10 protein-coding genes and 1 pseudogene are annotated in these 11,693 nt (G+C 68.8%); 7 read left to right on the top strand and 4 right to left on the bottom strand.

From position 1 onward, the window contains the following. The first annotated feature begins 3 nt into the window (after positions 1–3). Genes BTO20_RS03650 through marP form a run of 3 tightly spaced genes read left to right on the top strand, consistent with a single transcriptional unit; the run spans position 4 to position 2,623 of the window. Positions 4–651, top strand: coding sequence for a TlpA family protein disulfide reductase (locus BTO20_RS03650; protein WP_087073476.1), 648 nt, complete (start codon positions 4–6; stop codon positions 649–651). Next, complete coding sequence (locus BTO20_RS03655) at positions 648–1,424, top strand: NUDIX hydrolase (RefSeq protein ID WP_087073478.1); 777 nt, start codon at positions 648–650, stop codon at positions 1,422–1,424. The genes BTO20_RS03650 and BTO20_RS03655 overlap by 4 nt, the downstream gene beginning before the upstream one ends. Positions 1,425–1,435: 11 nt before the next feature. Next, positions 1,436–2,623 (top strand): acid resistance serine protease MarP, encoded by a 1,188-nt coding sequence (gene marP / locus BTO20_RS03660; RefSeq protein ID WP_087073480.1) that lies wholly within the window; start codon positions 1,436–1,438, stop codon positions 2,621–2,623. Positions 2,624–2,629: 6 nt separating this feature from the next. Here marP and BTO20_RS03665 read toward each other — a convergent pair whose 3' ends face one another. Together BTO20_RS03665 and BTO20_RS03670 are read right to left on the bottom strand one after the other, a co-directional pair. Continuing rightward, positions 2,630–3,559 (bottom strand): alpha/beta fold hydrolase, encoded by a 930-nt coding sequence (locus tag BTO20_RS03665; protein WP_087073482.1) that lies wholly within the window; start codon positions 3,557–3,559, stop codon positions 2,630–2,632. Then, positions 3,559–4,080 (bottom strand): phage holin family protein, encoded by a 522-nt coding sequence (locus BTO20_RS03670; protein WP_087073485.1) that lies wholly within the window; start codon positions 4,078–4,080, stop codon positions 3,559–3,561. Before BTO20_RS03670 ends, BTO20_RS03665 begins: the two co-directional genes overlap by 1 nt. Positions 4,081–4,282: 202 nt before the next feature. On the opposite strand from BTO20_RS03670, the gene BTO20_RS03675 reads away from it, so the two are divergent. Continuing rightward, positions 4,283–4,936: a S1 family peptidase gene (locus tag BTO20_RS03675; protein WP_232491190.1), complete on the top strand. Its 654-nt coding sequence runs from the start codon at positions 4,283–4,285 to the stop codon at positions 4,934–4,936. Between the two features lie 92 nt (positions 4,937–5,028). Here BTO20_RS03675 and acs read toward each other — a convergent pair whose 3' ends face one another. After that, positions 5,029–6,990, bottom strand: a complete 1,962-nt coding sequence (gene acs, locus BTO20_RS03680) for an acetate--CoA ligase (protein WP_087073489.1) — start codon at positions 6,988–6,990, stop codon at positions 5,029–5,031. 74 nt (positions 6,991–7,064) lie between these two features. On the opposite strand from acs, the gene BTO20_RS03685 reads away from it, so the two are divergent. Next, positions 7,065–7,865 (top strand): Fic family protein, encoded by an 801-nt coding sequence (locus BTO20_RS03685; protein WP_087073491.1) that lies wholly within the window; start codon positions 7,065–7,067, stop codon positions 7,863–7,865. Between the two features lie 425 nt (positions 7,866–8,290). Here BTO20_RS03685 and BTO20_RS03695 read toward each other — a convergent pair whose 3' ends face one another. Beyond that, positions 8,291–9,163 (bottom strand): HAD-IB family hydrolase, encoded by an 873-nt coding sequence (locus BTO20_RS03695; RefSeq protein WP_087073493.1) that lies wholly within the window; start codon positions 9,161–9,163, stop codon positions 8,291–8,293. A 360-nt stretch (positions 9,164–9,523) separates the two neighbouring features. On the opposite strand from BTO20_RS03695, the gene ssd reads away from it, so the two are divergent. Together ssd and BTO20_RS03710 are read left to right on the top strand one after the other, a co-directional pair. Then, positions 9,524–10,594, top strand: a complete 1,071-nt coding sequence (ssd, locus tag BTO20_RS03705) for a septum site-determining protein Ssd (protein ID WP_087073495.1) — start codon at positions 9,524–9,526, stop codon at positions 10,592–10,594. Next, positions 10,591–11,586 (top strand): annotated as a pseudogene (locus BTO20_RS03710) (TadA family conjugal transfer-associated ATPase); the annotation flags it as partial. The gene ssd and the pseudogene BTO20_RS03710, both read left to right, overlap by 4 nt. Positions 11,587–11,693: the final 107 nt, after the last annotated feature.

The following is an 11,693-nucleotide window of genomic DNA, read 5'->3' on the forward strand; positions in this document are numbered from 1 at the left end:
GGTATGCGAGTTTCGACCCGGTGGACCATCGCCGTGCTGGTGGTCCTGGTGGCCTTGGGTGCGGCGTTCTGGATGCAGATGCGCGACGTCCCGAGCACGGGCGTCGCGCCCGCAGCCGGCCGTGATCACCGCGATGCCGACACCCCGCAGGCTCTCGCCGCTCCGCGCGCCCGAGCCGCCCTGCCGCCGTGCCCTCCGCCCGGGCAAGGGCCCGGTCCCGAGGCGCTGGCCGGTATCACGCTGCAGTGCGTCGGTGACGGCACCGCGGTCGACGTGGCTCGCGCGCTCGCCGGACACACGGTGGTGCTGAACCTCTGGGCGTACTGGTGCGGACCGTGCGCCGACGAACTGCCCGCGATGGCCGAATATCAGCGCCGCATGGGGTCCGACGTCCTCGTGGTCACGGTGCATCAGGACGAGAACGAGGCGGCCGCGCTGCTGCGGCTGGCCGAGCTCGGGGTGCGGCTGCCGACCCTGCAGGACGGCCGTCGGCTGGTCGCCGCCGCGCTGCGGGTGCCCAATGTGATGCCTGCGACGGTGGTGCTGCGCGCAGACGGTAGCGTTGCCGGAATCCTGCCGCGGCCCTTCTCCAACGCCGACGAGATCGCCGCAGCGGTATCGGAGAAATTGGGCCAAGGAGCAGCGCGTTGACTTCCCAGCTCGGCGAGCTGAATCCCGATGCCGCCCCGCCGTGGCTGCGACCTCTGGTGGACAACGTCCACGGGGTGCCCGACGCGTATCGCCGCCGGGTTCCGCCGGACGTGCTGGCCAACATCGTCGAACTGGACAAACAGGCGGTGCTGGCCGGTGCCCGTCGGGACGCCGCGGTGCTCGTCTTGTTCTCCGGCCCCGCCGATCTGCCTGCGCCCGCCCTTCCCGACGATGCCGACCTGTTGGTCACCGTCCGGGCGTCGACGCTGCGGCATCACGCCGGGCAGGCCGCCTTTCCCGGGGGCGCCACCGATCCCGGTGACGATGGCCCCGTGGCGACGGCGTTCCGCGAGGCGTGGGAGGAAACCGGCATCGACACCGAACGGTTACGTCCGCTGGCCACACTGGAGCGCATGTTCATCCCGCCGTCGGGATTTCACGTCGTCCCGGTGCTGGCCTACTCACCGGATCCCGGCCCGGTGGCCGTCGTCGACCCGTCGGAGACCGCGGTCGTCGCACGGGTGCCCGTGCGCGCGTTCATCAATCCGGAGAATCGGCTCATGGTCTGTCGCGAAGCGGCCACCCGCCGGTTCGCCGGCCCGGCGTTTCTGCTGAACGAGATGCTGGTGTGGGGTTTCACCGGGCAGGTCATCTCGGCCATCCTCGATGTCGCGGGCTGGGCGCAGCCGTGGAACACCGACGACGTACGGGAACTCGACGAGGCAATGGCGCTCGTCGAGCATCCGAACGGCTACGGTGAAGCGCAACGTTGAACTGGAAGTAGATGACACCTTCGCTTTGGCTTGACCTGGCCATCATCGGCATCGCGTTCGTCGCCGCCATCTCCGGCTGGCGTTCCGGCGCGCTCGGCTCGCTGCTGTCCTTCGTGGGCGTGGTGCTCGGTGCGGTGGCCGGCCTGCTGCTCGCCCCGCACATCGTCAGCCACATCGACGGTCCGCGCACCAAACTGTTCGCGTCGCTGTTCCTGATCCTCGCGCTCGTGGTGGTCGGGGAGATCGCCGGCGTGGTGCTCGGCCGCGCAGTCCGCAGCGCGTTACGCAACCCGATCCTTCGGGTGTTCGACTCGGCCATCGGCGTGGCCCTGCAACTGGTGGCGGTCCTGGTGGCCGCCTACCTGCTGGCCACCCCCCTGACATCATCGGACCAGCCCAACCTGGCTGCGGCCGTGAAGAATTCGCGGGTGCTGACCGAGGTGGACAAGGTGGCTCCGCCGTGGTTGAAGTCGGTGCCGACCCGCTTGTCCAGCCTGCTGGACACGTCCGGCTTCGACGTCTTGCAGCCATTCGGCCGCACCCCCATCGTCAACGTCGACGCGCCCGACGCGAGCCTGGCCACCGACGCCGTCGTCGCGGCCACCCGGCCGAGCGTGGTCAAGATCAAAGGCGTCGCACCGAGCTGCCAGAAGGTTTTGGAGGGCAGCGGATTCGTTGTGGCGCCCAACCGGGTGATGTCCAACGCCCACGTGGTGGCCGGAGCGGACAGTGTGACCGTCGAAGCCGAAGGCAAGACCTACGACGCGAGCGTCGTGTCGTATGACCCGAACGCCGACATCTCCATCCTCGATGTCCCCGACCTGCCGACCGCCCCGCTGACCTTCGCCGAGCAGGCGGCCCCGCAGGGCACCGACGCGGTGGTGATGGGGTATCCCGGCGGCGGCGACTTCCTGGCCACCCCGGCCCGCGTCCGCGAGATCATCGAACTCAAAGGTCCCGACATCTACCGCACCACGACCGTCACCCGCGAGGTCTACACCGTGCGGGGCACCGTGCGGCAGGGCAATTCGGGCGGGCCGATGATCAACCGGGCCGGCAAGGTGCTGGGTGTCGTGTTCGGCGCGGCCGTCGACGACGCCGACACCGGATTCGTGCTGACCGCAAAGGAAGTGGAGCAGCAGATGGCCAAGATCGGCAACACCCAGCGGGTGGCCACGGGGACCTGCATCAGCTCCTGAGCAGTGCTAGCCCAGTTGCGCGAGGAACCTGCGCAGCTGCTCGTTGACCGTGTCCGGATCTTCTTCGTGACCGAAGTGCCCGGAACCGGCGAGAGAGACGTAGCGGCCGTGCGGCGCGAAGTGCTGGGTGCGGTAGACCGGATCGGCCAGCACGTACGGGTCGGCGTCGCCTCGCAGGTGCAGCACCGGCACATTGATCGGCCGTTTCATGGACCGCATGAAGCGTCTGCCCTCACTGCGCAGCTGGCTGCGCACCGCCCAGCGCTGGTACTCCAGCGCCGAATGCGCCGCGCCCGAGATCTGAATGGCCCGCCGCATGTGCCCGAGGGTCTCGGAGAAATCTTGGGTGGCTTGCCATTTGCTGCCCGCCCGGCTGCGCACCAGGCGCTCCAGCTCCTCGCCGTCGTGCCGGGTCAACGCGCGCTCGGGCAGCATCGGCAGCTGATAGCGCATCAGCGAGGGCAGCAGCGCGCGGCCCTGATCGCGCCGGGTCAGCGCCGACGCGCGCAGCGCCACCGGATGCGGCGAGCTGACCAATGCGATGGCCCGCACCACCCGCGGGTGCAGCACGGCCGTCGCCCAGCACACCAGGCCCCCGTCGGCGTGGCCCACGAGCGTGGCGGTCTTGTGACCCAGCGCGCGCACCAACCCCGCGGTGTCGCCGGCCAGGGTCCAGCCGTCGTAGCCGCGCGGGGGCTTGTCGCTGCCGCCGTAGCCACGCAGGTCCACGGCGACGACGCGGGCGTCGGGCAGCCCGGTGAGCTGATGACGCCACGACCACCAGAACGAGCCGAATCCGTGCAGCAGGATGACCAGCGGAGCGTCGGGCCGCGAGTTCTCGCCCTCGACGACCTGGAAGCGAATGCCGTTGGCGTGCACCTGCAGATGCCGCCATGGCCCGTCGATCCGGGTGATCGACGGGTCGGGTGGGGGCATTACCAGCCCGACGGGTCGGCCGGGGTCGCCTTGGCCCGCGCCGCGTCGGTCGTGGACAGCGCGGCGGACTTGTCGTGCCCGGGCGTCAGCGCCTCACGTGTTTCTTTCACCGACTCGATGGTCTGCCGCGGTCCGCGGATGCGGCGCACCTTGAGGAAGCCGAACAGCGCCAGTGCCACGGTGGTCAGCACCATGAACCCGAACACGATCAGGAACGCCGCCCAGCGGTACAGCCAGGTGTCGAGCAGCTCGGCAACGAAGAAGAAGAAGAAAAAGGTCGAGTAGAACAGCACGACCAGCGCGGCGATGAAAAAGATGCTGCCGGTCAAGCCCTTCTTGACGTCGCGGGTGATCTCGGCCTTTGCCAGTGCCACCTCGGCGCGGACCAGCGTCGACACCTGGGCGGTCGCATCTTTGACCAGGTCGCCGATGGACGGGTCGGGCTTGGGCGCGTGCGGATCTACCAGCGGAATCGAGGTCACCGTTGCCGGAATTCCGGTCCTGCGGTCGCCGTTGCTCACAAGAAGCTTCCTCCCCGGGTCCGATGCCTGGTTTCGGTGATGTGGTCGCGGTTCATGTTGCCATGTGGTGGCTCGGATAACGATCCCGGCCAACCTCTGAGCCCAAGTAGGATGCGAGTATTCGCTTGGGGTGCGCGGGTCGGGCGCGTCGATGGGAGGACACTTGGCGACCAGACGCCGCTGGAAGTTCGTTGTCGGGACACTGATTCTCGCGCTGGCCGCCTTGCTGACACCGGGTGTCGCGCACGCTGATCCGGTGGTACTCGGGGGAGGCTCCGGCATCGTCGTCAACGGCGACACGTTCTGCACGCTCACCACGATCGGTCACGACAACGCGGGCCGGCTGATCGGCTTCACCTCGGCGCACTGCGGTGGCCCGGGCGCGACGGTGGCGGCCGAAAACGCGACCGGGGCCGGACAGCTGGGCACGATGGTCGCCGGTAACGAGTTGCTGGACTACGCGGTGATCCAGTTCGACCCGCAGAAGGTCACCCCGACCGACAACGTCAACGGCTTCCAGATCGACGGTATCGGCCCTGATCCGGTGTTCGGCCAGATCGCCTGCAAGCTGGGCCGCACCACGGGCTACTCGTGCGGTGTCACGTGGGGACCGGGGCAGGACCCGGGCACCATCGTCAACCAGGTGTGCGGGCAGCCCGGGGATTCCGGCGCGCCCGTCACGGTCGACAACAAGCTGGTGGGCATGCTGCACGGCGCCTACACCAACGATCTGCCGACCTGCGTCGTGAAGTACGTGCCGCTGCACACGCCGGCGGTGACCATGTCGATCAATACGCAGCTCGCCGACATCACCGCCAAGAACCGGCCCGGTACTGGATACGTGCCGATCGCCTGATCCCGCTTTTCCCACCTTTGCCGCGGAACTGCATTCCCGGTCGTAAAACCTGACGGTTTACGACCGGGAATGCAGTTCCGCGGGGATGGGGCCTACTTGCCTGCGCGGATGGCTTCGAACACGCTCGGGTCGACCAGTGTCGAGGTGTCACCGAGTTCACGGCCTTCGGCCACGTCCCGCAGCAGCCGGCGCATGATCTTGCCGCTGCGGGTCTTGGGCAGCTCGGGCACCACATGGATCTCGCGGGGCTTGGCGATCGGCGAGATCTCGCGGGAGACCTGCGCGCGCAATTCCTCGATCATGTTCTCCGCGCCACCGTGGGCGCTTTCCTTGAGGATGACGAACGCGCAGATGGCCTGGCCGGTGGTCTCGTCCGACGCGCCGACGACAGCGGCCTCGGCGACTCCGGAATGGCCGACCAACGCCGATTCGACCTCTGCGGTCGAGATGCGGTGGCCCGAGATGTTCATGACGTCATCGATGCGGCCGAGCACCCAGATGTTGCCGTCCGAGTCGTAACGGGCGCCGTCGCCGGCGAAGTACCAGCCCTGCTCGGCGAAGCGGGACCAGTAGGTCTCCTTGAACCGCTCCGGATCACCCCAGATGCCGCGCAGCATCGCGGGCCACGGCTTGTCGAGCACCAGATATCCGGTGACATGCTCGGCTTCGTCGGCGCCGGGGACCAGGTCGTTGCCCTCATCGTCGACGATCTTGGCTGCGATGCCGGGCAGTGGGGTCATCGCCGAGCCGGGCTTGGCTGCCGTCACCCCGGGCAGCGGGGAGATCATGATCGCCCCGGTCTCGGTCTGCCACCAGGTGTCGACGATCGGGGCCCGGTTGCCGCCGATGAACTCGCGGTACCAGCGCCACGCCTCGGGATTGATCGGCTCACCGACCGAGCCCAGCAGCCGCAGGCTGCTCAGGTCGTGGGCCTCGGGCAGTACGCGTCCCCACTTCATGAACGTGCGGATCAGCGTGGGCGCCGTGTAATAGACCGTCACGCCGTACTTTTCGATGACTTCGAAATGCCGGTGCATGGTCGGCGAGGCCGGGGTGCCCTCGTAGACCACCTGCGTGACGCCGTTGGCCAGTGGGCCGTACACGATATAGGTGTGCCCGGTGACCCAGCCGATATCGGCTGTGCACCAGTAGACGTCGGTTTCGGGCTTGATGTCGAAGACGTTGTAGTGGGTGTAGGCCGCCTGGGTCAGGAACCCGCCCGAGGTGTGCACGATGCCCTTGGGCTTTCCCGTCGTACCCGAGGTGTACAGCAAAAACAGCGGCTGCTCGGAGTCGAATGCCTGCGGGGTGTGGTCGGACGACGCCTGCTCGACTGTCTCGTGCCACCAGAGGTCCCGGCCCGGCGTCCAGTCGACGTCAATTCCGGTGCGCCGCACCACGAGAACGTTCTGCACCGACGGCTGACCGTCGACCGCCTCATCGACGGCGGACTTCAACGACGCGGCCTCACCACGCCGGTACTGCCCGTCGGTGGTGATGACCAGCTTGGCCTGCGCATCCTCGACGCGGGCGCGCAGCGCGCTGGCGGAGAAGCCCGCGAACACGACGCTGTGCATGATGCCCAGGCGGGCGCAGGCCAGCATGGCGACGATGGCCTCGGGCACCATCGGCATGTAGATGGCGACCCGGTCACCGGCCACCAGCCCGAGGTCGGTCAGGGTGTTGGCCGCCTTGCTGACCTCATCCTTGAGCTGGGCGTAGGTGATGTCACGCGCGTCGTCGACCGGTTCGCCGACCCAGTGGATCGCGACCCGGTCGCCGTTGCCCGCCTCGACGTGGCGGTCCACGCAGTTGTAGGCGACGTTGAGCTTGCCGCCGACGAACCACTTCGCGAACGGTGCCTCCGACCAGTCCAGCACCTCGGTGAACGGGGTCTGCCAGGCGAGCCGGTTGGCCTGCTCGCCCCAGAACGACAGCCGGTCTCGTTCGGCCTCGGCATACAGCTCGCCCGTGGCATTCGCACTGGCCGCGAAGTCGGCGGGTGGGGGATAGGCTGACGGAACTTCGGCGTGCGTCACTGACGGGTTCGACATGTTTGTGAGCCTAGTCACCGAACGTTGCACGGGCGTTGGAGACGCACAACGCCGTCGGCTGTACGGCGCGCCCGATGCGCCGAACGGTCGAAGATCCGCCGTCCAGCGGTCGGCTAGCGTATGTGGGCGTGACCAATACCGACCCACTCGCGCCGCTGGCCGAGCTTCCGGGCGTGGCCGCGGCGTGTGATGAGGCCAGGGAGGCGCTCGGGCGGGCGCACCGGCACCGCTTCAACCTGCGCGGCTGGCCGCAGACCGCCGGCGAGGCCGCGATGCGGGCGGCCCGGGCGTCGGCGGTGCTCGACGGCGGGTCCATCCAGCTGGCCCCCGACGGCGAGCCCGATCCCGTGACCGCGGGCGCGATCCGCGTCGCGGAAGCCCTCGAGGGTGGCGCCACGACGCTGGTCGGGGTGTGGCAGCGGGCGCCGCTACAGGCGTTGGCCCGACTGCATGCGCTGGCCGCGGCCGATCTCACCGACGACGAACACCTGGGCCGGCCACGCACGGATCCCGCCGTCGGGCGCCGGTTGGAGATGCTCGCCGAAATCCTGACCGGAGGATCGCGGGTGCCCGCGCCGATTCTGGCCGCCGTCGCTCACGGCGAACTGTTGACCTTGGAGCCGTTCGGTACGGCCGACGGTGTGGTGGCCCGTGGACTGTCACGTCTGGTGACCATCGCCAGCGGTCTGGATCCGCACGGCCTCGGCGTGCCCGAGGTGCACTGGATGAAGAAGTCGGGCGATTACCGGGCTGCCGCACGGGGATTCGCGGCGGGCACTCGCGACGGGTTGACGGCGTGGCTGCTGCTGAGTTCTGAAGCTCTACACGCCGGCGCGCGCGAAGCGCTGCAAATCGCCCAGTCTGCTGCGGGCTGAGCCCTTCTCGGCGACCTGTCCAGCAAACGCAATGCGGGCGGCGTTCCGAACTGTGTTCGGCTCGCCGCCCGCTAGCACGGATTCCGGTTACCAAGCGTGCAATGTGGGTTGCGTGGGTGGCCTCGGCGTCCTTGCGATGCGCTTCGGATGCAACCTCACCCAAGAGGCCGTCGTGTCCGTCCGCTTCTCGCAATCACGCAGGCCCGCAACACTTTTACCTATTCCGCGGCATGTGCTCCGCGTGGGTGCCGGGACCCGTGCTAGGGAGCCTGGTTCGGGAGATTTAGCCTTCTCTTCTGGCTATATCTTGGCTTCTCCAAGCTTCCGTGGTTCCTTTGTACTACGTGACCACAGTCACATCAAGGCCCAAAATGAGCGAGTTTCCCGATCGTTACGCCCACGCCCCAGTTACTACATCCGGTAGCTCAAAAAGTGAAGCGGCGCAACAGTGAATACGTCAGCGCGCCTGCCGCCAGCGCACTCATACCCACCGCGGCGGTGGTGGCCACGGCGGCGCCTGATGGGGCGGCGGGGAGCCGGTCCCGCAGCGACACCGGTTTGGTGAACGTCCGCACCGGCCAGTCCCGCGCGATGGCCTCCTTGCGCAACGCCCGGTCCGGGTTGACGGCGGTGGGGTGGCCCACCGATTCGAGCATCGGGATGTCGGTCACCGAATCGGAGTACGCGTAGCAGTGGTCGAGCGCGTAGCCCTCGCGCGCCGCCAACGCCCGGATGGCCTCGACCTTGCCCTCGCCGTAGCAGTAGAACGCGATCTCACCGGTGTAGCGGCCGTCTTCGACGACCATCCGGGTGGCCATGGCATGGGTGGCACCCAACGCCCGCGCGATCGGAGCGACGATCTCCTCGCCCGACGCCGACACCACGACGATGTCACGGCCGCAGAGCTTGTGGTCGGCGATCAGTTCTGCGGCTTCGGCGAACACCAACGGGTCGACGATGTCGTGCAGTGTCTCCCCGACGATCGACTTGACCTGTTCGACGTCCCAGCCCGTACACATGTTGGTGACGTACGAACGCATGCGGTCCATCTGGTCGTGGTCGGCGCCCGACATCAGGAAGAGAAATTGCGCGTACGTCGACTTGAGAACGGCGCGCCGGTTCAGTAGACCCTGATCGAAGAAAGGTTTGCTGAAGGCGAGCGTGCTGGACTTGGCGATGACCGTCTTGTCGAGGTCGAAGAACGCCGCTGTGCGCACCGGGCGACCGTTGGTCTGCCCGGCTTGCGGTGCGATCGGCTCCCCGGCAACCGGATCGGATGCACTCACATGCGCCAGCATAGAGGCCGGTGTCCGAGACACTCCGGCGGAGCCGCCAAACCGGCAGTTCACGGCACATGCCGAGGCGATCTGTCTCACCGGCGGCGTCTTGTTAACTCGCAGTCGTATCTCTTGCGTCTTTGGGCAGATCCGTGTGTATAGTGAGCATTACTCGGCTTATGCCGAGGTGCATCAGCCCGACCCCCCGGGGCTGATACACGACGACCTCCGCCTCCTCCCCCCCTGGCGGGGGTCGTCTCTTTTTCCGGGGAGGAATTCGCCGCCGCGCGGCCCCCGGTGAGTTATCCCCAACCCGTCGTTCATCCACATTCTTCGGTTCGGCGCTGGCGCCTCCGCCTCGACGGCCACAGGCTTGGGGCCATGACCAATTCGACGCACGGGGTGCTCGCCATGATCGGCGATCCGGTGTTGCGCGAGGATGCCGATCGCGTTGCCGCGGCTGCAGGTGTGCCGCTCGTTCACGTCGGCGAACCGTCCAGCCGCAAGGCGTGGACGGCAGCGGCGGCCGTGCTTCTCGACGCCGACGCGGCGGCCCGCTGCGCCCGGCGGGTGCTGCCGCGACGCGACCGCGTGACGCTCCTCAGCGTCGCCGCTCCGGTGCCCGCGGACTGGCAGGCCGCGATCTCGGTTGGCGCCCAACAGGTGCTGACCCTGCCTGCGCAAGATGCCGAACTGGTCGCCGCGCTGTCGGCTGCCGCGGTGGCCGACGACGGCGGCCGCGGCCCGGTGCTGGCTGTCGTCGGATCCCGCGGTGGCGCCGGGGCTTCCGTGTTCGCCGCCGCATTGGCACAGACCGCCGCCGACGCCGGCCCGGCGCTGTTGGTCGACGCCGATCCGTGGAGCGGCGGCATCGACCTGGTGATGGGCACCGAGGACGTGCCGGGTCTGCGCTGGCCCGATCTTGCCCTGCAGAGCGGCCGGCTGGCCTTCCCGGCGCTGCGTGACGCCTTGCCGCGCCGCAATCAGGTGAGCGTGTTGTCCAGCGGCAGAACGGGTGTCGACATCGATGCGGGTCCGCTGGGCGCCGTCATCGACGCCGGATGCCGCGGCGGTGCGACGGTGGTGTGCGATGTGCCGCGCCGGTGTACTGCCGCGGTGGAGGCCGCGCTGGACGCCGCCGATCTCGTCGTGCTCGTGACGCCGGCCGATGTGCGGTCTTGCGCGGCGGCGGGCGCTGCGCGGCCATGGCTGCTGGCCTGCAATCCGAATGCCGGTGTGGTGGTGCGTGGTCCGGCTCCGGGCGGGTTGCGATCGGCCGAGGTGGCCCGCATCGTGGAACTGCCGCTGTTGGCCGCGATGCGACCGGAGCCCGGCATCACCGAACTTCTCGAGCGCGGTGGCTTGCGGATGCGCCGGCGCGCACCTCTGGCCGGTGCGGCCCGACGGGTGCTCACCGTGCTGGCCGCGCATCCCGTGGGCGCGGCGGCATGACCGCATCGCTGATCGAACGGGTACGGGAGCGGTTGGCGACCGAAGCCACCCCGCTCACGCCGGGGGTGGTCGCCGCGGCGATCCGGGCCGAATCCGGTGGGCTGCTGGGCGATACCGAGGTGCTGAGCAGCCTGCGGGTACTGCAGACCGAACTGACCGGCGCCGGGTTGCTCGAACCGCTGCTGTCGGCCGACGGCACCACCGACGTGCTCGTGACCGCGCCGGACGCGGTGTGGGTGGACGACGGGAACGGCCTGCGCCGCAGCACGGTCCGGTTCGCCGACGAGGCCGCGGTGCGCCGGCTGGCGCAACGACTGGCCTTGCTCGCGGGACGCCGCCTCGACGAGGCACAACCGTGGGTCGACGGTCAGCTCCCCGGGCCGGGCGCGGCCACGGTACGGCTGCACGCGGTGCTGCCGCCGGTGGCGGTCGGCGGCACGTGCCTGTCCCTGCGCGTGTTGCGGCCTGCCACCCAGGATCTGGCCTCCCTCACCGCATCCGGCGCCATCGCTTCCGACGCGGCCGAGCTGCTGCGAGCGATCATCGATGCCCGGCTGGCGTTCCTGATCTCCGGCGGAACGGGGTGCGGCAAGACCACATTGCTCGCGGCTCTGCTCGGTGCCGTGGCGGCAAGCGAACGGATCGTCTGCGTAGAGGACGCCGCCGAACTGGCCCCGCCGCATCCGCATCTGGTGAAACTCGTGGCCCGCGGCGCCAATATCGAAGGGATCGGCGAGATCACGGTCCGCGACCTGGTGCGGCAGGCACTGCGGATGCGACCGGATCGCATCGTCGTCGGCGAGGTGCGCGGTGCGGAGGTCGTCGATCTGCTGGGTGCCCTCAACACCGGCCACGACGGCGGCGCGGGCACGGTGCATGCCAACAGCCCCGCCGAAGTGCCTGCCCGGTTGGAGGCCCTAGGGGCGCTCGGCGGTCTCGGCGCGGCCGCACTGCGCAGCCAGGTTGCAGCCGCCGTGTTATCTGTAGGACGGTTGCGGGTGTACTCGACTGTCGCTGACGGTGGTTGGGATCGTGTTTGCGACCGTGGGCGACAGGTTTATCTGTAGTGCTGTCCTCGATGATCTGCGCTGTGCGGTGG

The sequence above is a fragment of the Mycobacterium dioxanotrophicus genome (genome assembly GCF_002157835.1).
In the GTDB taxonomy this organism is placed as follows: domain Bacteria; phylum Actinomycetota; class Actinomycetes; order Mycobacteriales; family Mycobacteriaceae; genus Mycobacterium; species Mycobacterium dioxanotrophicus.

Coding starts and splice junctions, on each gene's coding strand:
- BTO20_RS03650 (WP_087073476.1), top strand. CDS start 4: ATGCGAGTTTCGACCCGGTGGACCATCGCCGTGCTGGTGGTCCTGGTG.
- marP (WP_087073480.1), top strand. CDS start 1,436: ATGACACCTTCGCTTTGGCTTGACCTGGCCATCATCGGCATCGCGTTC.
- BTO20_RS03665 (WP_087073482.1), bottom strand. CDS start 3,559: ATGCCCCCACCCGACCCGTCGATCACCCGGATCGACGGGCCATGGCGG.
- acs (WP_087073489.1), bottom strand. CDS start 6,990: ATGTCGAACCCGTCAGTGACGCACGCCGAAGTTCCGTCAGCCTATCCC.
- BTO20_RS03685 (WP_087073491.1), top strand. CDS start 7,065: ATGCGCCGAACGGTCGAAGATCCGCCGTCCAGCGGTCGGCTAGCGTAT.
- BTO20_RS03695 (WP_087073493.1), bottom strand. CDS start 9,163: ATGCTGGCGCATGTGAGTGCATCCGATCCGGTTGCCGGGGAGCCGATC.
- ssd (WP_087073495.1), top strand. CDS start 9,524: ATGACCAATTCGACGCACGGGGTGCTCGCCATGATCGGCGATCCGGTG.